Annotated in this window: 16 protein-coding genes and 1 pseudogene; 11 read left to right on the top strand and 6 right to left on the bottom strand. The window is 74.1% G+C overall.

Going from position 1 to position 19,981, the window contains the following annotated elements:
- Positions 1 to 3 precede the first annotated feature (3 nt).
- Both J2X68_RS13545 and J2X68_RS13550 read left to right on the top strand, forming a co-directional pair.
- Complete coding sequence (locus J2X68_RS13545; protein WP_399039870.1) at positions 4 to 1,395, top strand: diacylglycerol/lipid kinase family protein; 1,392 nt, start codon at positions 4 to 6, stop codon at positions 1,393 to 1,395.
- Complete coding sequence (locus J2X68_RS13550) at positions 1,388 to 1,966, top strand: phosphatase PAP2 family protein (protein WP_310432753.1); 579 nt, start codon at positions 1,388 to 1,390, stop codon at positions 1,964 to 1,966. Before J2X68_RS13545 ends, J2X68_RS13550 begins: the two co-directional genes overlap by 8 nt.
- 21 nt (positions 1,967 to 1,987) lie before the next feature.
- Here J2X68_RS13550 and J2X68_RS13555 read toward each other — a convergent pair whose 3' ends face one another.
- Complete coding sequence (locus tag J2X68_RS13555; RefSeq protein ID WP_399039872.1) at positions 1,988 to 2,683, bottom strand: class I SAM-dependent methyltransferase; 696 nt, start codon at positions 2,681 to 2,683, stop codon at positions 1,988 to 1,990.
- A 149-nt stretch (positions 2,684 to 2,832) separates the two neighbouring features.
- On the opposite strand from J2X68_RS13555, the gene J2X68_RS13560 reads away from it, so the two are divergent.
- Positions 2,833 to 3,006 carry a hypothetical protein gene (locus J2X68_RS13560; protein WP_171401266.1) on the top strand — a complete coding sequence of 58 codons (174 nt, stop codon included), beginning with the start codon at positions 2,833 to 2,835 and terminating at the stop codon, positions 3,004 to 3,006.
- 10 nt (positions 3,007 to 3,016) lie between these two features.
- Here J2X68_RS13560 and J2X68_RS13565 read toward each other — a convergent pair whose 3' ends face one another.
- From J2X68_RS13565 to J2X68_RS13575, 3 genes are all read right to left on the bottom strand, one after another.
- Entirely contained in the window at positions 3,017 to 4,216 is a 1,200-nt protein-coding gene (locus J2X68_RS13565) for a cytochrome P450 (protein WP_399039875.1), read from the bottom strand.
- A 124-nt stretch (positions 4,217 to 4,340) separates the two neighbouring features.
- A complete protein-coding gene (locus J2X68_RS40285) occupies positions 4,341 to 6,062 on the bottom strand; it encodes a C40 family peptidase (RefSeq protein WP_399039878.1) in 1,722 nt (573 codons plus the stop codon).
- A 240-nt stretch (positions 6,063 to 6,302) separates the two neighbouring features.
- Positions 6,303 to 6,641, bottom strand: coding sequence for a helix-turn-helix domain-containing protein (locus tag J2X68_RS13575; protein WP_310432755.1), 339 nt, complete (start codon positions 6,639 to 6,641; stop codon positions 6,303 to 6,305).
- 125 nt (positions 6,642 to 6,766) lie between these two features.
- Here J2X68_RS13575 and J2X68_RS13580 point away from each other — a divergent pair, with 125 nt between their 5' ends.
- The 3 genes from J2X68_RS13580 to J2X68_RS13590 all read left to right on the top strand — a co-directional run bounded on the left by J2X68_RS13580 (position 6,767) and on the right by J2X68_RS13590 (position 8,688).
- A complete protein-coding gene (locus J2X68_RS13580; protein WP_310432756.1) occupies positions 6,767 to 7,543 on the top strand; it encodes an anti-sigma factor antagonist in 777 nt (258 codons plus the stop codon).
- Between the two features lie 107 nt (positions 7,544 to 7,650).
- A complete protein-coding gene (locus J2X68_RS13585) occupies positions 7,651 to 8,259 on the top strand; it encodes a flavin reductase family protein (RefSeq protein WP_310432757.1) in 609 nt (202 codons plus the stop codon).
- Between the two features lie 24 nt (positions 8,260 to 8,283).
- Positions 8,284 to 8,688 (top strand): hypothetical protein, encoded by a 405-nt coding sequence (locus tag J2X68_RS13590; RefSeq protein WP_310432758.1) that lies wholly within the window; start codon positions 8,284 to 8,286, stop codon positions 8,686 to 8,688.
- Positions 8,689 to 8,742: 54 nt separating this feature from the next.
- Here the strand turns inward: J2X68_RS13590 and J2X68_RS13595 are convergent, their stop codons facing one another.
- Together J2X68_RS13595 and J2X68_RS13600 are read right to left on the bottom strand one after the other, a co-directional pair.
- Positions 8,743 to 9,723, bottom strand: a complete 981-nt coding sequence (locus J2X68_RS13595) for a helix-turn-helix domain-containing protein (RefSeq protein WP_310432759.1) — start codon at positions 9,721 to 9,723, stop codon at positions 8,743 to 8,745.
- A 301-nt stretch (positions 9,724 to 10,024) separates the two neighbouring features.
- Entirely contained in the window at positions 10,025 to 12,280 is a 2,256-nt protein-coding gene (locus tag J2X68_RS13600; RefSeq protein ID WP_310432760.1) for a helix-turn-helix domain-containing protein, read from the bottom strand.
- Between the two features lie 304 nt (positions 12,281 to 12,584).
- Here J2X68_RS13600 and J2X68_RS13605 point away from each other — a divergent pair.
- From J2X68_RS13605 to J2X68_RS13625, 5 genes and pseudogenes are all read left to right on the top strand, one after another.
- Positions 12,585 to 13,046 (top strand): annotated as a pseudogene (locus J2X68_RS13605) (hypothetical protein); the annotation flags it as partial.
- Positions 13,047 to 13,106: 60 nt separating this feature from the next.
- Positions 13,107 to 14,483, top strand: coding sequence for a hypothetical protein (locus tag J2X68_RS13610; RefSeq protein ID WP_310432795.1), 1,377 nt, complete (start codon positions 13,107 to 13,109; stop codon positions 14,481 to 14,483).
- Positions 14,480 to 15,886: a VWA domain-containing protein gene (locus J2X68_RS13615; protein WP_310432761.1), complete on the top strand. Its 1,407-nt coding sequence runs from the start codon at positions 14,480 to 14,482 to the stop codon at positions 15,884 to 15,886. Before J2X68_RS13610 ends, J2X68_RS13615 begins: the two co-directional genes overlap by 4 nt.
- Before the next feature lie 43 nt (positions 15,887 to 15,929).
- Positions 15,930 to 17,054, top strand: coding sequence for an AAA family ATPase (locus J2X68_RS13620; protein ID WP_310432762.1), 1,125 nt, complete (start codon positions 15,930 to 15,932; stop codon positions 17,052 to 17,054).
- On the top strand, positions 17,051 to 19,864 hold the full coding sequence (locus tag J2X68_RS13625; RefSeq protein ID WP_310432763.1) for a hypothetical protein: 2,814 nt from the start codon (positions 17,051 to 17,053) through the stop codon (positions 19,862 to 19,864). Before J2X68_RS13620 ends, J2X68_RS13625 begins: the two co-directional genes overlap by 4 nt.
- The last annotated feature ends 117 nt before the right edge of the window (positions 19,865 to 19,981 follow it).

Consider the following 19,981-nt stretch of genomic DNA (forward strand, 5'->3'; position numbering starts at 1 on the left):
ACGGTGAACGAGTCACATGGGAAGAAGTGGTCGCTGCCGCACATCGGCCCGGCGCAGCGGGACGCCGTCGGCCGCGCGCGGGGCTGGGCGCGGCTCGCCCTGGTGCTGGTCGCCGCCTGTGTCGCGGTGGTGATGGCGGGCGCGGGATCCGGCGGCTGGCTGGTCCTGCTCATCGGGTTCGTCCTCCTCGCGCTGGCGGGGGCGGGCGTCTGGTGGATGCTGGCGCACCGGGGCGGCGCCCGGCTGCTCGGCGGGCTGGTCGCCGTCACCGCGCCGGTGGGCGTGGTGGTGCTGTACGCCCTGTCCGGGCTGTGGCCGGTGGCGGTGGGCGCGCTCGCGCTGTGGGCCGGGGCGCTGGGTTCCGCGCGGGCCTCGCTGCGCAGCGTGCGGCGTCCCAAGGGCATGCACGGCCGGAGGACCCCGCCCCCGCGCAGGCCGGTCCTGATCATGAACGTGCGTTCGGGCGGCGGCAAGGTCCTCAAGCACGGTCTCGTCGAGCGCGCCGAGGCGCTCGGCGCCCGGGTGGTGGTGCTCGGCGCCGACGAGACCTACACCGATCCGGAGGCGGAGGCCCGGCAGGCCGTCGCCGAGGGAGCGGACCTGCTCGGCGTCGCGGGCGGCGACGGCACCCAGGCGCTGGTCGCGGCCGTGGCCGCCGAGCACGACGTGCCGTTCCTGGTGATCGCCGCCGGCACCCGGAACCACTTCGCCATGGACCTCGGCCTCGACCGCACCGACCCCACCCTGAGCCTCGACGCCCTCACCAACGGCGTCGAACTCCGCGTGGACCTCGGGGACGTCGGCGGACGGGCCTTCGTCAACACCGTCTCCTTCGGGGCGTACGCGGAGATAGTGCAGAGCCCCGACTACCGCGACGCCAAGGCCGCCACCGCGCTCGACCATCTGCCCGACCTGCTCCAGGGCGAGGCCGGCCCGACCCTGGACGTCCAGACCGACGACACCCGTGTGCACGCGCCGCAGGCCCTGCTGGTCAGCAACAACGCCTACGCGCGCGCCGACCCGCTCGGCGGCGGACGACGGCCCCGGCTCGACGCCGGACTGCTCGGCGTGATCGGCGTCCGGGTGGAGGGCGCGGCCCAGGCCGCCGAACTCGCGCTGCTCGGCGAGCGCGCGGGCAGCATCACCTCGGTGACGTCCCGGCGCGTCGTCGTCGACGCGGACCGCGACCGCATCGCGGTGGCCGTCGACGGCGAGGCACTCGAACTGGCCACGCCCGTCGTGTGCACGGTACGGCCCTCCGTGCTGCGGGTGCGGGTGCCCCGGCACCGCCCCGGCGCGGCCTACGCGCCCCCCACGGTCGACTGGCGGCGCATCGTCCGCCTCGCGCTCGGCCACAACGACTCCCGTACGATCAAGGAGGCCTACGATGTCTGATTCCGACCGTCTGCCGAAGCTTCCCACCTCGCCTCTGGTCCGGGACCTCGCGACCATGGACCAGGCCTTGTACGAGACGGTCACGGTGACCAGGACGCCCACCCTGGACAGCGCGCTGCGCCGGCTGTCCGCGGCCGCCGACCACTCCAAACTGTCCTTCGGCGTCGCCGCCGGACTCGCCCTGTGCGGTCGCCGCCCGCGCCGCGCCGCCCTGCTCGGGGTCGCGGCGATCGGGGTCGCCTCGGCCACCGCCAACCTGCTCGGCAAGAAGCTCGTCCGCCGGCCGCGACCGCACCGCGCCGAGGACTCGCCGTTCCCGGGGCGGCACGTGCCGATGCCGCAGTCGGCGTCCTTCCCGTCCGGGCACACCGCCTCGGCCGTCGCCTTCGCGGCCGCGGTCGGCCCCACCCTGCCGGTCTCCGCGGTGCCGCTCGGTCTGCTCGCCTGCGCCGTCGGCTACTCGCGGGTCCACACCGGCGTGCACTACCCGGGCGACGTCGTGGCCGGGGCGCTGCTGGGCACGGGCTCGGCCGCGCTGGTTCTGGCGCTCACCGCCCGTAAGGGCTCCTGAGCGAGCCGAGGGCCGCGCGGGCTACTCCGCGGCCTTGGCGCAGTGGAGGAAGAGGTGGGGCTCCGGGACGGCCTCGGGATGGTCGGGGGTGAACAGCACGTTCTCCTCGGCCAGCACGGTCAGGCCCGCCCCGGTGACCACGTCGACGAGATCCGCGCCGGCGAAGCTGGTCACCCGCACCGGCTGCCCCATGAACACGGCGTCGACGCCCGCCACGTCCAGCGGCACGGTGGCCAGCGCGAGACTGCCGCCCGGCCGGAGCGCCCCGGCCAGCCGCCCGATCAGCTCGGACTGCTGCGCCCGGTCCAGCTGGAGCAGCGAGAAGTACACGCAGACAGCGTCGAACGAGCCGTCCTCCAGGGGGAGTTCACGTACGTCGAGACAGCGGAACTCGGCCTCGGGGACCTGCCGGGCGGCCAGCTCCACCATGACGGGGGAGACGTCGACGCCGAGCACGTGGTGACCCGCGCGGGCCAGCGTCTCGGCCGTCGGGCGCCCCGTCCCGCTGCCGACGTCCAGCACCCGGCTGCCCGGGGAGAGCCGCCCCAGCAGCCACTCCAGGGATCCGCGGTGCGCCTCCGAGTGCGCGAACGCCTTCTCGTACGCGGGCCCCAGCGCGTCGAACACCCGCGCCGCACGCTTCCCGCCGTCCTCGCCGGCCAAGTCGGTTCCCTTCGTGGTGGTGTGTGAGGTGGTGTGTGAGTCCCGCGCCGCCATGGTGCACCGGTCAGGGCGTCAGGTTCTCGGAAACGGCCGGAATCGCATTTTCCACTACCGTAAGTAACATGATCCAATCCTCTTGACGCGGGGCCTACTGGTGAGTAGCCAAGGCTCCCGGGTAACCGTCGCTTCGTTCGGAGGACCCCATGCCCTCGCTTGAGGACGCCCTGCAAGAGTCCCGTACCGCCTATGAGGAGCACGTACGCACCTGCCGCCAGTGCCACTTCGACATGTCGCCCTGCGCCGTCTCGAAGCACCTCCTGCGCGCCTACAACAACGCCCGGCGGGCCCAGGCGCGCCCGAACTCCGCCATGCGCTGAGCCGCTCGGTTCACCTCGCCCGGCTCGGCACGGTCACTGTCAGTTCCCGGATCTCGTAGCCGCCGATCTCGTCCTTGAACGACACCCGCGGCCGACCGGTCATCCGGATACCGTCCAGCGCGAAGAGGCGGCTGAGCAGGGCGTCCGCCTCCAGGACGGCGACGGCGGCGCCCGGACAGCGGTGGGCGCCGTCGCCGAAGGCGAGCCCCGCGGGCCCCGGCCCGACGTCCCGCAGCCGGCCGGGACGCAGCAGGCGCGGGTCGCTGCCCACGGCGTCCGGGTCCGCGTTGGCCTCGTCGACGAAGACGGTCAGCAGCTCACCCGCGCCGATCGACGCCTCGCCGACCCGCATCGGCGCGGTGGCCCGGCGGGCCAGGCGCCCCACGGCGGGCTCGAGTCGCAGGATCTCCCTGAGCAGATCCAGCCGTTCCGGCTCCCCGGCCGCGCGGTACCGGCCGAGCAGCTCGAGGTCGTCGAACAGATGCCAGGCGGCGACGCAGATGAACTCACGGGTGGTGACCATGCCCGCCGCCGCGTACGTCAGACACTCGCCGAGGATCTCCGCGCCCGAGCAGCCCTCGGCCAGCAGATGGGAGATCAGGTCGTCCCGCTCCCGTCCGCGGTGCGCGCGGATCGCCGGGCGGACGTCGGCGAGATGCATGCGCAGCCAGTCGGCGTTCTGGCGCAGCAGCCACCGCAGACCCCGGAGGGTGGTCAGGCCCGGCTGCCCGAACTCCTCGGGGAAGAAGCGCTCCAGCCGGGACTTCAGCCCCGGGCGGCTGTGCGTGAGCCCGATGATGTCGCTCACCACCTCGATCGCCATGGTGAAGCTCAGGTCGGACAGCTGCGCCGTACCGGCGGCCCGGACCACGGCGATCTGCTCCTCGGCGACCCGCGCCATCAGCCCCCGGTAGTGCTCGTCGACCCGCCGCGGCGTGAAGAACCGTGCGGTCTGCCGCCGCTGCTCGCGGTGTCCGGGACCGTCCTGGTAGAGCACGGGACGGCGCACGCGCGCCGGCAGCTTCTCCACGGTCTCGATGCCGAGGCCCGCCTGCACCGTGTCCGTGGCGCGCAGCAGCTCGCGGGCGGCCGCGTACCCGCGGACCTCCCAGGTGCCGTCCGCGCCGCGGCGCACCGGACAACCCGGCTCGCCGCGCCCCCGCTCGACCTTCCGCACGCTCTCCCGCGCGTCCCCCATCGAAACCCCCATCCGCCGCACCGGACGCCAGTGTCCCCGCGACGGCGGTCCCCGCGATGCGCCCGTACCGGCCAGGCGCGTCCCGACGGGCGCGCCCATGGGGCTCACCTCCGCGACCGGCAGGGCTCGCCCGGCTTCAGGCGGGTCGGACGGCGCCGCGCAGGGCGCCCTCCCCGAACGGCAGGATCGCCTCCTCGCGGATGTACGTGCCCGGGCCCGGGGCGTGGATCATCATGCCGTTGCCCGTGCACAGGCCGGTGTGGCTGAGGTCGTCGAAGAAGAAGACGAGGTCGCCGGGACGGAGTTCGGCCAGGCTGATCCGGGTGAAGGCCTTGGCCTGGTCGATGGCGGAGCGCGGCAGCGTCACCCCGGCCGACCGCCACGCGGCCTGCGTGAGACTGGAGCAGTCGTAGGACTCCGGTCCCGTCGCCCCCCACACGCACGGCCGGCCGATCTGCGCCCGGGCGAAGGCGAGTGCCTTGTCCGCCTTCCCCAGGTAGGCCGTCCCGGTGGTGCTGACGGTGACGTCGGTGGGGGCGACGGCCGGGGTGACGGCCTCGGGGAGAGGCCCGGCGGGGGCGGCGGGAGCGGCCGGGGCCGGATAGCCGGCGTCGGCGGACAGGACGTCCGCCGCGGGGGTCTGATAGGCCGGCATGGGCCCGGTGAGCGCGAGATCCGGCGCGGCGAAACCGGACACCGGCCCGGAGAGGGGCAGTTCGGACGTCGCGTACCCCGACGGCGTTGCCGCGAAGCCGAGTTCGGACGCCGGACGGCCGGGCGCGGGCGCGACCGGGGCGGCGACGCCCGCGGTCGTGAAGCCGCCGAGGCCGGACTCCGGTGCGAGCAGACCGAGTTCGGGCATCGGATAGCCGGACGGCGGTGTGCCGAGGCCGAGTTCCGAGGCCGACCGGTCCGGCGTGGGAGCGGGCGTCGGCACGGGGTAGTCGGTTCCCGGTGACGTGAAGCCCGGCGCTGCGGCGAAGCCGAGTCCGTCGGTCGGGAGAAGTCCGTCCGATCCGGGAGCGGCGGCGGGCGGCCGTCCCGCCCACGCGGCGGTGATCTCCGCGCGGAACGCCTGCTGTTCCGCGGTGTCCCAGGGCTGCTGGACCGGCTGTGGCTCGGACGGCTGCGTCCCGATCGTGGGCAGGACGGCCGTGGGCAGCGAGGACGAGGACGCCGAGGACGCGGCCTGGGACGGGGGCAGGGCGGGGGCTGGCGCGGCGGGCAGGGACGGCACGGGCTGCGCGAGGGCGCGTGCCAGCACCTCCCGGGCCGCGACGAGCTTGCGCCCGATCTGCTCCTTGGTGTTCTTGAGCGAGGCCTGCCGGTCCGCGGGAGCGGAGGCGGGGGGCCCGGCCTGGGCGGGGGCGGCGGCCTGGGCCGGTACGGCGGGCAGCAGGGCCCTGGGCTCCTGGCGCGGCTCGGGGGCCGCGGGCAGGGCGGCGACGGGCCGCGCGGTCAGTTCAGGGACGCGGCGGGGAGCCGCTTCCAACTCCCTGACGACGAAGGTGTCGGCGGGCCGCTCGGGGGCGCTCGCCGGGCGCGCGGCCCGGGTCGGCGGGGCGGGCATGCGGTCGGCCGGCAGTACGGCGGCCGTCACCGGACCGACCTTGCCGCGGGCCACGTCGAACCACTGCTTGGCGACCGCTTCGAGTGACGGATCGACCGGTCCGCGCCCGCCGGCGGCGACGGACCTGAACGTCCCGCGGCTCCGGCTCGACTGTGCGCGCGTGATGTTGTAGCTGCCCGTGTCGCTCTCGGCCCGGTCGTAGAGCGAGTTGACCCGCTCCTGGATCTCCGCCCGACTCGGCTCGTCGGTACTGCCGCCTGGGGAGCGCGGGCTGCGATCCGTCGCCATGGAAGACGTACTCCTTCCGTCCTCCGCCTGCCGTTCGGCGGCGGAATCCGGGCGACCCTTGTTGCCAGGTGCCCCCAAGCCCCCTGCCCTGACGGGCAGTCGTACGGCTTGGGCGTCAACTTAGCCAACTTGTGTGGCTGGCGTGAAGATTGAAGAGCTAAATGTCCTATACGTATTCGTGACCTTCGTCTCTCGTGGCCGCGACCGGGTTTGCCCGCTGTACGGATCGTCGCGGGCCGGTCACGAACGGGGGTCGCCCGTCCCCAGGCCGGTGCGCCCCATGTCGTCCTGGGCCAGCAGGGAGAGCAGGGCGGCCACGCTCAGCCCCGCCTCGGCGGGGTGGCGCAAGACCTTGCCGGGTTCGACCCGGTAGGTGTTGCCGCGTCCTTCCCTGGTGTGGGACAGGTATCCGTCCTGCTCCAGGTCCGCGATGATCTTCTGGACCGCTCGCTCGGTGAGCCGGCAGTGTGCGGCGAGGTCCCGGATGCGGGCGCTGCGGTTGTCGGCGATGGCGGCCAGCACGCGGGCGTGGTTGGTGAGGAACGTCCATCCGTTGTGTGACTCGGGCACTCCGTCCATGCGGCGATTGTACGGTCAGGGATTCACGTATACAAAGGCCGGAAGTTTATTTCGTGTATTGGTTGACGTGCGACGAGCTGAGGGTGAATCTGGAGGTGACCAGTGGACCGACCGGGGAGGCGGTCATGTCGGAACCAGCTCGTGGCGCGAACGCCGGAAGCGGCGACGCCTGCGTCGGTGCGGAGGTGGGCGGTGCGCGGCCCCTCGGCCCGGGCCCCGGCACCCGGATCCGCGTCCGTCCCGACGGCGACCGGGTCGTCGTGGCCGTACGGGGCGAACTCGACCTCGACTCGGCCGACCAGCTGGCACAGGCCCTGGGCGCGGCGCTCGACGCCGCGGTGGACGGCGTGGATCTGGATCTCGGTGACGTCCGCTTCTGCGACTGCTCCGCGCTGAACGTGATGATCGGCCTGCGCGACCAGGGCCTGCGGCAGGGGAAGACGGTCGTGCTGCGTGCCGTCGCCCCCGCGGTCGAACGGCTGCTGACGCTCACCGGCACCCGGATGCTGTTCGACGCCCCCCGCCCCCGCCCCCGTGCCCACGCCGCCGACGACGGCGACGGGACCCGGGCGGGCCGGGCGGACCACCGAGACGCGCGGGCCGCGGCGTCGGACGAGGGCGCCCTGGAGGATCTGCGCATCGAGGTCGTCCAGCTGCGGCGCGCCATGCAGACCCGTCCGGTCATCGACGTGGCCCGCGGCATCCTCATGGCGTCCTTCGGACTGAGCGTCGAGGAGGCCTGGCGGGTCCTGGTCCTCGCCTCGCAGCACACCAACACCAAGCTGTACCACTTGGCCCGCGACCTGGTCTCCGCCGTACGGGGCGAGGCGCCGGCGGACGCCGTGCAGGAGCAGGTGGCCGCGGCGGTGGCCAAAGTCAGGTCGGAGGCCGCGCCGACCTGACCGGGCGGCGGGGCCGCGCCTGCCGCCGTGCGGGGGGACCCCGGGAGACGACAGCACCGGCGGCCCGATTCCGCTTCCGCGGGCTCGGTCGGGTAGAACTGGCCGACATGCGCGTCGACTACGATCCCGGGTCCCTGGGCGGGGGAGCCTTCTACCGGCTGCTCACCGCCGTCGTCGTCCCCAGGCCGATCGCCTGGGTGTCGACCCTGGCGGCGGACGGCACCACCGCCAACCTCGCCCCGCACTCCTTCTTCACCGTCGCCTGCACCGACCCGCCGATCGTCCAGTTCACCTCGGTCGGCCGCAAGGACTCGCTGCGCAACGTCGAGGCCACCGGCGAGTTCGTCGTCAACCTGGCCTCCGAGCCGCTCTTCGACCAGATCAACGCCACCGGCACCGACTTCCCCCCGCACGAGGGCGAGTTCGACGCGGTGGGCATCGAGCGGGAGCCCTCCCTGCGGGTGAAGCCGCCCCGGGTGGCCGCCTCCCCGGTGGCGCTGGAGTGCCGGCTGCACTCCACGCTCCGCATCGGCAACTCCACGCTGGTCCTCGGCGAGGTCGTGCACGCGGCCGTGCGCGAGGACGTCGTCGTCGACGGGCACCCCGACATCCGGCTGCTGCGGCCCCTGTCCCGGCTCGGCCGCAACGAGTGGGGCACCGTCGGGGAGATCCACGACCGGGCCCGTATCGCCTACCGCGACTGGCCGCCCTCCTGACCCGTCCGCTCCTATGATCGAAGCATGACCAGATCCAGCACGAGATGCGGGACGAGGGCCACGACGAGGGCGTCCGGGGCCGTGGGCGAGGGCGCCGACGGATCCTGGCGTTCGCTGTGGTCGAAGAACTCGGCGCTGTCGATCGGCTCCGTCGACTCGTTCCTCTCCATCGGTTCCGTGGGCAGCTCGCTGTCCATCGCCTCGGTGGGCAGCTTCCTGTCCGTGGGGTCGGTGGGCTCCGCCGTGTCCTTCGTCTCCGCGGGCTCCTGGCTGAGCGCGGGCTCGGTGCTGTCCGCCCGCTCGACCGGCGCGGTGCTGTCCTGGCGCTCGCGCGGCGGCCTGTGCGCCGTCGGCACCGCGGCGGCCGCGGTCGCCGCGACGGCACTGCTGTGCACACGGGCGTCGGGCCGAGGCCGCACCCCGAGATGACGTGAGCCGTTCCCGACCGGACACGGACACGGACACGGACACGGCCGCGGCCGGTCACCCGGTCGGGAGCAGCTCGTCCCGCGCGCCGCGCCACTCCCGCGGAGAGCGCCCGTAGGCCGCGCGGAACACCCGGCTGAAGTGGGCCGGGTTGGCGAAGCCCCAGCGCTGGGCGACCGCCGACACCGTGGAAGCCGTCGCGTCGGGACGCTGCAGTTCCCGGGCGCACCGCTCCAGACGGCGCCGCTGGATCAGCCGGGCGACCGTGATGCCCTCGCCCTCGAACAGCCGGTGCAGATAGCGCACCGAGATGTGGTGCGCCGCCGCGACGGACTGCGGGGAGAGGCCCGGGTCGCCGAGGTGGCGGTCGATGTGGTCGCGCACGCGCCGGACGAGATGGTCCCCCGGGTGCCCGTCCGGGGGCGCACCGTCCTGGGCCCGCTCCGCGACCAGGGTGGCGAAGAGGTCCACCACGCCCGTGGCCAGCCGGGTGGCCACGGCCGGGGCGCAGGGCGGGACCGAGGCGGTCAGCGAGGTCAGGAAGTTCCCCAGCAGGGCCCCGAAGCCCGTCGTTCCGGCGATCGCGGTCCCGGTCACCCGGCGCAGGTCCTGCTCCGGCAGGCCGAGCGCCCGCCGCGGCAGGTGGACCACATGGGCGGCGAAGCGCTCCGGGAAGTCCAGCGAGTACGGCCGTCCGGTGTCGTAGACCATGAGATCGCCCTCGCCCACGAAGGCCCGCCGGCCGCCCTGGATCAGGGTCGCCGTACCCGCGGTCTGGACGCCGATCGCCACACACGCGTCGGCCGGCGCCGGGACCGCGCCGACGAGGTGCGCCGGGGTGCGGCTCAGGCGCTGCGCGTCGGCCTCGATCCTGGCGATGCGCAGGTAGCCCAGCCGCTCGGTGCACACCCGGCCCTCGAACGGACCCTCGTGCCGCGCGGTGACGGCCATCGGTACCAGCGCTCTGCCCAGCGCGTCCCGCCAGTGGGCGAGCCGCTCCCCGTCGGGAACCGCGGCAGTCGTCAGTACCAGGGCCACCCGGCCCTCCTCTCCAGCTGTGCCGAACCGGCGGAGAGGGGGACGGACGGCGGCCCGTTCTCCCCGCCTCCACCAGCCAACCAGCGGTCCCCGGCGGGCTCCAGGCAGGAAGCAGGCAGAAACGGCACGTCCCTACGCCGCCCGTCGTGCACGGAGAGAACAGCGCGGTGCGCTCCGGGACAAGACACGGGGCGGCCCGCGGGAGCAGGATGGGCGGCACGGCAAGGGGCCTCGCCCGCCGACGGCACGCGCCGTCCCGCCCCGTCCCCGTGTCGCGGCGGACCGGGGGCGGGGCGCGGGGTCAGGGCGCGTCGGGGCGGGCGAGGAGGCCGCGCGCCTCGGCGACGGGGCGCGGGTCGGCATGGACACCGAGCGAGACACAGCGCGCGAAGGCCGCGCGCGCCTCGGTCGTCCGTCCGGCGGACAGCAGCGCCTTGCCGAGGTTGACCAGCTGACGGCTCTCCAGGGCGGTGTTGCCGCTGGCCCGGCAGATCGCGACGGCCGTGGTCAGGTGGTCCACCGCCTCCGGCCAGCGCTCCAGCACGCCGAAGCTGCTGCCCAGGCCCGCGTGCAGCCCGACCCGGGTGATGTCGGCGATGTGCGGCTCCAGGCGGTCGCTGACCTGCTCGAGGAAGGCCAGCGTGTCCTGGTAGAAGGCATGCGCCTCCTCCGGCAGGTCCAGCTTCGCCAGGACGATCGCACGTCCGTGCCGGGCCTGGAGGCCGCCGTGCAGGTCACCGACGGTCTCGAACAGCTGGGCGGCGCGCTGCATGTGGCCGGCCGCGGGGCCGAGGTCGTCGATCTGCTGAAGCGCCCAGCCCTGGTACATGTGGGCCCAGGCCCGCTGTCCCGTGTCGCCCGCCCGCTCCGCCGCGGCGAGGGCCTCGGCGGAGCGGAGCAGACTGTCGTGGTGGCGGCGTTCGCACACGAGGAGCGCCCAGGCGTGGTAGTTGAGCTGGGTGGCTTCCAGGGCCGGATCGCCCAGCGCCCGCGCGCAGCGGGCGGCCGTGCCGAAGACCTCGGGCCAGTGACCCCAGAAGATCCACTGGTCGGAGAACCAGTGCAGGGCCTCGGCCACCTCCACCACGGTCGCGTGCTCACCCGCGGCCTCCGCCGCACGCAGAGCGGCCAGCCAGTGGTCGCCCTCGGCCTGGAGCCACGCGCGGGCCCGGCCCGCGGTCGACAGGTCGACCGTTCCCCGCCAGGAGGGCGGCGGAGCCCCGTGCCCCGGCTCGAACCAGCGGCCCGCGACGACCGCGGTCTCCAGCAGCCAGCGGAAGAGCTCCCCGCGCGCCCGGTCCACGTCCCGCGCGCTCTCCTCCGCCTCCAGACGGGTGCGGGCGTACAGCCGCAGCAGGTCGTGCAGACGGTAGCGGTCCCCGTCCGTTCCCAGCAGCCCGGTCTCGACCAGCTCCTCCAGGGTGTCCTCCGCGTCGAACACCGGCTGACCCGTGAGCCGGGCGGCGCCCGGCGCCGCCGTGTCCTGGCCGGGGACCAGGGCGAGCCGCCGGAACAGCCGGGCGGCCGCGGGGGTGAGCTGCCGGTAGGAGAGGTCGAAGGCGGCGGACACCCGCACGTCCCCCGCGGCCAGCGCGTCCAGCCGCCGCTCCTCGACGGCGAGCCGGTCGGCCAGTCGGCGGACGCTCCAACCGGTCCGGGTGGCAAGCCAGTTGCCCGCCACCCGCAGGGCGAGCGGCAGGTGTCCGCAGCGTTCCGCGACCGCCCGGAGGGCCGCCGGGTCCGCGTCCGCGCGGTCGGCTCCGACGAGGGAGGCCAGGAGCGCGGCGGCCGCCCCGGGGTCCAGCTCGCCGAGCGGCAGCCGGTGCACACTGTCCAACCCGGTCAGCATGCGACGGCTCGTCACCACCACCATGCCCGCGCCCGCGGCCGGCAGCAGCGGACGCACCTGCGCCTCGTCGCGAGCGTTGTCCAGGACCAGCAGACAGCTCCGCTCCGCCAGCAGTTGCCGGTACAGCTCCGGATGGCCCTGCGGTCCGGCCTGGGCGAGATCCCGGTCGGCCACCTGAAGGGCCTTCAGCACCCGCAGCACCAGCTCACCCGGACCGGGCGGATCGTCGTCCGTGCCGCGCAGGTCCAGGACCAACTGCCCGTGCGGAAAACGGCCGGCGAGGCCCCGGGCCGCGTGCAGCGCCAGCGTCGTCTTGCCCGTGCCCGGCGGCCCGGACACCGCCACCACCACCGGCTGCGCCCCGGGTTCGCGCTCCGCGAGCGCCGCCAGCCGCGCCAGCTCCCCCTCCCGGCCGACGAAGTCGTCGACACCGCGCGGGAACGCCCGCACCCCCACCGGGCGGTAGCCCGCGTCGCGCCCGGCCCGCGCGGCCGTCAGCAGCCGCTCCCGCTCCGCCTCGGCCAGACCCAGACCGTCCGCCAGCGCGGCGACGGTCCGCCGCTGCGGAGCCGCCCGCCGCCCGCGCTCCAGGTCCCCGATGCCCCGCACGCTCACGCCCGACGCCTCCGCCAGACCCTCGATGGTCTGCGACGCGGCCAGCCGAAACTCCCGCAGCAGCGCCCCGAACGCCGCCTGCTCCCCGCTCAACCCCGCCCCCTCGCACCGCCACGCCCCCGCTGTCGCCCCCGGGTGTGATCACCGGGATTCTAGAAGAGCCCGGGCGCCCGGGCCCGCGCCGACCGGTATGCGGACAAAACCCTCCCGCGGTCACGAACCGCCTCCGCCCATCGGCCGGACCGCGTTGTCAGTGGCCCCCGGTAAGTTCGTCGTTGTCGCCGCCGGTCCGGCGCGGCAACCCCCCCTGTCCTGCGCCGATTCGGCGTGCGAAGCCCTGTGCCGCAAAGGAGCTGGTGCGTTGTCCGACTGGGAGAATTCGAGTACGGCCCGGGTGATGCCGCCCGCGAGGCCCCGCAAGCTCGCCAAGGTCCCGTTCGTCGAGCTGGCCGACGGACGCCTCCAGGGCGTGGTCTCCAGCGGCTCGGACATCGAGCGGGTGTACGTCTCGTCGGTGGCCGCCCGCACCTATGCTTTCGCGTGCAGCACCAACAACAACCGTCTCTGCGGCGGTGCTCGGGGCTCGTTCTGCAACCACATCCGCGCGCTGGTCACCGAGGCCGTGCTCCAGTACGGCGCCGACCGCGTCGCCCGTTACTTGCGCGTAGAGCCCGCGGGCGCGGAGCCCGGCGCCGCCGCCCTCACCGCCGCGATGACCGGCGCCCGCCCGCCGCAGGCGGAGGGCAAGACGGTCGCCGCCCCCGTCTTCAGCCGGTTCCTGCGCCACCTGGCCTACCTGGAGCTGCCCCCGGTCACCGCCCCGCTCCCGGAGCTGCAGTGGTTCCCGCCGACCCGGGCGACGGACACCCCGCAGACACCGCGGAACGCGCGCGGGACGAGCGCAAAGGAGCACGCCGACCTGCTCGCCGCACCCGTCGAGGGACTCGGCGAGGCCCTGGCGGCGGCCGACGCCTTCGACCGGACCCTCGTCGCCGGCCTGCTGCGCCCCCGGCCCGAGCGGGTGGACGACCTCGGCGTGCTGGCCCGCGCCGTCGGCGGCAGCCCGCTGGCCGACCGGGTCGCCGAGGCCGCCGGGAGGGCCGCCGCCGGAGCCGCGAGCGAGGACGACTTCGTCACCCTCGCCGCCGCTCGCACCGCCCTGTTCGGCGCCGTGCACGACGCCCTCACGGCCGGCGTCGACGAGGTGACCGGCCGCCCGCGCGAGGAGCGGGCCACCGAGGCACCCGCCGCACGACCGGCGCTGAACCTGGCGGCCGCCGCCCGCACCTGGCTGTCGGACCTGGCTCGCACCGGCTGGCAGGGCATCGACCACGAGCTGGCCGGCGGCGCGGCGCCCATCGTCTCCGCGATGCTGCCCGACCCCGAGCTGCGCCGACTGGCCACCCTGCTCGACGGATTCGCCGCCGAACTCGCCGCCTCCTGCCCCGGATCCGCCCTGGACAGGGTCCCCGCACGCCGCTGGGGCGACCTGTGGTCCCGTGCCCTGCTGCTGACCGTGCCCGGCGCCGCCGACCGGCCCGCCGTCACGGCCGCCACCGGCCGTCTGCTGCCGCTCGGCCTCGACCTGCACGAACACGCCACCGCCGCGCAGGCCCAGGTCCACGCCGTGTTCGAACCGGCCGACGGCACCACGCCCCGGCTGGTGCGCGCGAGCGTCTCGGTGCCCAAGCCGGACACCGTCGTCGCGGCGGGCGTCTGGCAGCTGCTGCGGCCCCACCTGTCGCTGCTCACCGCCCTCGGTGAAGGCCGGGCGATGGAACTCGACGCCATGCCCCTCACCGACGAGGGCGACCTCCTCTGGGACGACACCCGGGCCCGGGCGGGCGAGCCCGCCGACGCCCTCGCCACCGCGCGGGTCGTCCTGCCGGCCGCCGCCGCCCTGCCCACCGCACCCCTGGACCGCCACCCCGCGCGCCTCGCCGAGCCGGTGTTCCTCGAGGGCTACGACAGCGCACGGGAGGGCGACACGCTCACCTTCACCGTCGCCGGCCGCGCGCTCCCCGTCGACACCGACCGCATCCCGACCGCGAGCCCGCTCACGCCCGAGGCCGTCGCGGCCTCCCGCGCCTGCGTGGGCCTGCTGCGCTGGGACGGCGGCGGCTTCCGGCTCCAGCCGCTCGCGGTGGAGACCACGGTGCGCAGGAAGGCGGTCGCCCTCCACGCGGGAGCGTGGGCCGGCGGCACCACCGACAAGGCGGGCGTCCGGGCCGAGAAGGCCGCCACCGACGCCGTGACCGTCCTGCGCGAGCGAGCGGGAAGGCTGCTGCGGAAATGAGCGAGTCCCTGCCGGAAGCCGTTCCGGAAGACAACCGCCGCCAAGTCCTCTACTGGCGGCTGCTGGCCCGGCTCTTCGACCCCGAGGAGCAGGCCGGCCTCGAATCGGCGAGCCTCGCCGTCGTCGAGGACATCGGCCTGCCGCCCGCGCTGCTGGACCCGCAGACCTCGGTCGACTCGATCGTCCAGCGCCACCCCGAACTTGCCGCGGAGTTCGACGGGTTGATGGTGGCGGACAGAACCGGTGACACCGGCGGCAACACGGGCGGCACCGAGGCCGACACCGACACCGAGACCGACGAAGGCGCGCGTGATCGTGCGGCGGAGGTGCGGCGGGCGGCGCTCGTGTCCAAGGTGCTGCTGAACGTGTTCTCCACCGGCTCGGGAGCCGTCAGCGCCGGCCGGCTGTCCCGCTGGCAGAGCGACGCGGGCTGGCTGGAGCGCGCTCTCGGCTGCCCGCCGGGGGAGTTGCGCGGCGGGCGCGGCACGCACCCCGGCACCGCGCTCGTCCCCGGTCTCGGTCCGGAACTCGGCGCCATCGAAGCGGATCTCGTCCGGCGCATGCAGCTGCGCGAAGTGCTGGCCGATCCCGTGCTCGCCGCGCGGCTCACCCCGAGCATGTCGCTGATCGAGCAGTTGCTGCGCGACAAGAGCAACCTCTCCGGGGTCGCCCTCGCGAACGCCAAGTCGCTGATCCGCCGCTTCGTCGACGAGGTCGCCGAGGTGCTGCGCACCCAGGTGGAGAAGGCCACGGCCGGCGCGATCGACCGCTCGGTCCCGCCCAAGCGCGTCTTCCGCAACCTCGACCTCGACCGCACGATCTGGAAGAACCTCACCAACTACAGCCCCGAGGAGGAACGCCTCTACGTCGACCGCCTCTACTACCGCCACACCGCCCGCAGGACGACCCCGCAGCGGCTCGTCGTGGTGGTGGACCAGTCGGGCTCGATGGTCGACTCCATGGTCAACTGCACCATCCTGGCGTCGATCTTCGCCGGGCTGCCCAAGGTGGACGTGCACCTCATCGCGTACGACACCCGCGCCATCGATCTCACCCCCTGGGTGAACGAGCCGTTCGAGGTGCTGCTGCGGACCAAGCTGGGCGGCGGCAACGACGGCCCGGTGGCCATGGCCATGGCCCGCCCGAAGATCACCGAGCCCCAGAACACCGTGCTGGTGTGGATCTCGGACTTCTACGAGTTCGACCGCTCCCAGCCGCTGTTCGAGGGCATCGAGGAAGTCCACCGCTCCGGCGTGAAGTTCATCCCCGTCGGCTCGGTGACCAGCTCCGGCCGGCAGGAGGTCAACCCCTGGTTCCGGGAGCGGTTCAAGGCCCTCGGCACACCGGTGATCTCCGGCCACATCGACAAGCTCGTCCACGAACTCAAGACGTTCCTCACCTGACCCACCCGTCCCTCGACACCCGTATCTCCTGGAAAGGCCCTCGATGACCGACCTGCTGCGCGCCCCCGCCGAGCTCAAGTACGCCGAGGAACTCGACTGGCTGGAGTCGATCGACGACAACCCCAAACCGTTCTCCTGGCGGCTGTCCCCGAAGATGGTCCGCCTGTTCGTCCTGGGCTCCGAGCGCGCCGACGGCCTCGACCGGGAGATCGCCCCGAAGTGGTTCGGCGACCGCAGCTTCGTCGAGCGTTCCATCGTGACCCTCGCCTCCGACCGGGGCCTGCTCCTCATCGGCGACCCCGGCACCGGCAAGAGCTGGCTGGCCGAGCTGCTGTCCGCGGCGATCTCCCGCAACTCCACGCTGGTCGTGCAGGGCACGGCGGGCACCACCGAGGACCACATCACATACTCGTGGAACGTCTCGATGGTCATCGCCAAGGGCCAGTCGCGCGAGTCGATGATCCCCTCGCCGATCATGACCGCGATGGAGGCCGGCTCGATCGGCCGCTTCGAGGAGCTCACCCGCTCCACCAGCGACGTCCAGGACGCGCTGATCTCGATCCTCTCCGAGAAGTACATCTCGGTCCCGGAACTGGGCAGCGACCGGGACAGCGACAACATCGTGTTCGCCAAGCCCGGCTTCTCGGTCATCGCCACCGCCAACAGCCGAGACCGGGGCGTCAACGACCTCTCCTCGGCGCTCAAGCGCCGCTTCAACTTCGTACGCATTCCGGTGGTGACCAACAAGAAGAGCGAGGCCGAGATCGTCCGGTTCCGCACCGAGGAGCTGCTGCGCCGCCACCGGATCGAGCTGGACGTCCCGCCGACCCTGCTGGACGTGCTGCTGCGCAGCTTCGCCGATCTGCGGGCCTCCTCGGCCGCCGCGGGCAGCGACGACGAGAAGCTGGAGTCCGCCCTGTCCACCGCCGAGCAGATCGGCGTTCTCGAGGACGCCGTCCTGCACAGCAACTTCTTCGGCGAACGCGCCCTCACCGCCCACACCCTGGCCTCCTCCCTCGTCGGGTCCCTGGCCCGGCGCGCACCGGAGGACCTCGCCATCCTCAACAAGTACCTGCACGGTGTCGTCGAACCGCGCAGCAAGGAGGAAGGCGGCTCCTGGCCGGAGTTCCTCGAGGGCGGCCGCGACGCGATCGCGACCCTGTCGTGACCGGGACGGCCGACGGCGGTGCCTTCACCGCCCTGCGCACCCAGCTCCAGGACGCCGCGGCCACGTTCGCCGACGGACCCGCGGCACTGGAGGGCATTCTGCGGGGCATCGTCGACGACGTCGAACGCGCGGTGAGCGAACCCCTGGAGATCTTCCCGGTCTGCCACCACTCACCGGCCTCGGCCGTCGCCATGGCCCGCCGGCTGCGCGAGAAGCAGCCGAGGACGGTCTACCTGGAGCTGTGCGAGGACATGGCCCCCCTCCTCACGGAGCTGCGCAACTGCCGTCTGCCGGTGGCGGTCCAGTCCTTCGCGAGCGAGATCGAGGGCTTCCCCGCCGACTGGGCGCCGCTCTCGGTGGTCGCCCCGGTCACCGAGGCCTCCGCCGAATACCAGGCCATCGCCTACGCCCTCGACACCCCGGGCGTCGAACTCGTCCTCGTGGACCGCTCCTCGGACCACGTCTTCCAGTGGGAGACCGGACCCGACGGCGACGAGGACGGCGGCGAGAGCGATCCCGACGCGCCCGAGCCGGCGGAGCAGACCGCCCTGCACGGCGACGCCGTCGGCGTGGAGATCGGCGACCTGCGCCCGCGCTTCGCCGAGCTCGAGGAACACCTGCTGCGCCACGGCCGGGTACGGCACTGGTCGGAGTGGTGGCACCAGTACGTCGAACTGCCCCTCGGTGACGGCGACCACGACACCTACCGCCAGGTGATGCTGCTCGTCGGCAGCCTCTTCCGGCGCCTCGCCCCCGGCGATTCCCGCAGGGTACGGGCCGACGAGGACCGCGAGCGGTACATGTGGACACGGATCCGCGAGCACCTCGCCGCCACCGGCGCCGACCCCGCCGACTGTCTCTACGTCTGCGGCGCCTTCCACGCGGCCAGCCGTGTCGCGGAGTTCGGCGTGCACGGCACCGACACCTTCACCATCAGCCCGCCGAGCGGCACCGCGTGGCGGCACGGCCTGATCCCGTCCAGCCACGGCGCGATCGAGGCGCAGTTCGGACTGGCCCCGGGTTCGGTGTCCATCGCGGCGACGGAATGGACGAAGAACGTCAAGCGCACCGGCGTGCGCCCGTTCCGCCTGGAGGGCCAGGCCGGCACGAGGAAGAGCGCCGGGCCGAGAAAGGCCCTCGCTCCGGCGGCCCCCGCGCCGGCCGCACCGGCCGACGACCGGCTCACGGGCTTCCTCCGGCGACCGCCCGCCCTCGACGCCCTGGACGAGGCCGAACTGCTCGGCTGGTCCGTGGAGATCGTGCGCGCCGCGCGCCGCAACGGCTACCTCGCCTCCACCGCCGACGCCATCGCCGTCTTCGAGACGTCGATCCTGCTGGCCGGGATGCGCGACCGGGCCAAGCCGACGCCGTACGACTTCCAGGACGCGGCCGTCACCTGCATCGAGAAGGACTCCGTACCGGGCCGGCGGGACGTGGGCCGGCTGGTCGAGATCATGATGGGCGGCGACCGTGTCGGCCAGGTCGGATACGACGCGCTGCCGCCGCTGGCCCGTGACGTGCACGACCGGCTCGCGCCGCTGGACCTGAGGCTCCAGCAGCGCGGAGTGCAGCGCGCGCTGCTGGACATCGCCGCGCGGCCGGAACTCGCGCACTGCTCCGACCTGCTGTGGATGCTGCGCCGACTGCTGCCGCAGGGCGCGGCCCGGCCCATCATGGGTGAACGCCGTCTCGGTGAACGCTCCCTCCAGGAGTCCTGGGACCTGGCCCTGGGCACCCACCAGCGCGCCCTCATCGAGCTGGGCTACGAGGGCGTCAGCGTCGAGCAGGTTCTCGAACAGCGGCTGCGGCGGGCCGCGTACGCCCCGCAGGCGACGGCGGCGCAGGTCCTGGAGGCCGTCGAGGACGCCATCCTCTGTCTGCGCAGCCGCCGTCTCGCCGACGAACTCGGCACCCGGGCCCTGGAGGTGCTGGCGAGCGAGCGCACCGTCGACGGCGCGCCGGAGGTGCTGCGCCGGGTCCGGCGGCTGCTGGCCCACTACCGCACCGCCGAACCGGTGCTCCCGCCCTGGATCGAGTCCTTCGTCAGGACCGGGTACGCGCACTACTGCACCCTGCTGCCGACGGCGTTCACCGACGAGGACGCGACCGTCCGCCAGGTCGCGGCGATGCTGGGCTTCCTGTTCGGCATGGAGGGTCTGGCGCTGTCGCTGGGCTGCGACCGCACCCAGCTCGAACTCGCCCTCGCCCAGTCCCACCCGGCCGAGCCCTCCCGCACCGCACTGCTGTGGGCGGCACAGACCCACCTGGGCACGCTGCCGAGGACGGCACTGCGGGCGCGCTGTGCGGAGTTGCTCGCCAACCCGCTGGTGGTGCCCGCCTATCCGCGCTATCTGAGCGGGTTCGTACATGCCCTGGAACCGGTCCCGGGCCTGGCCGACTTCGTCGTCGAGGCCGTGTCGAACGCCTTTGCCCGGCTCCCCGACGCGGTACTTCTGCCCTGGCTGCCGACGCTCATCGGCACCCTGCGGGCCGGCGGCGCCGAACAGGCTCCGCTGCTGATCCGTGAGGCGGGCCGGGTCTTCCCCGCCCGGCTCGCCGAGCTGGACGGCTGGGTACCGCCGTGGCGTCTTCCGCGGGAGCCGCTGCCGGTCCCGGTGGAGTCGGCGGCGGACCGCTCGGGCGGCCTGCCGCTTCTCGCCACGCACCCGGCGACCTGCGACACGCTGGCGGCCCTGCTGGGGTGCGACGGGACGTGGGAGAGCCCCGGCGTCGCCTCGTCCGGGGCGGCCCTTCTCTCCCGGTATCCGCAGACCGCGCGGGCGTTGGCGGCTCTCCCGGCCGTCAGCTGACCGGCGGAGCGTCCGCCGGGCGCGGAGCGTGCCGTGGCCGAGCGTGGGGTCGGCGGCGGCGTGGCGGGCCGGTTGCTCGTCGTCGAGGAGCTCCGACGGCAGGGCGGGCGGCAGGTT

Origin of the sequence: Streptomyces sp. 3330, from assembly GCF_031456635.1 — a bacterium.
In the GTDB taxonomy this organism is placed as follows: domain Bacteria; phylum Actinomycetota; class Actinomycetes; order Streptomycetales; family Streptomycetaceae; genus Streptomyces.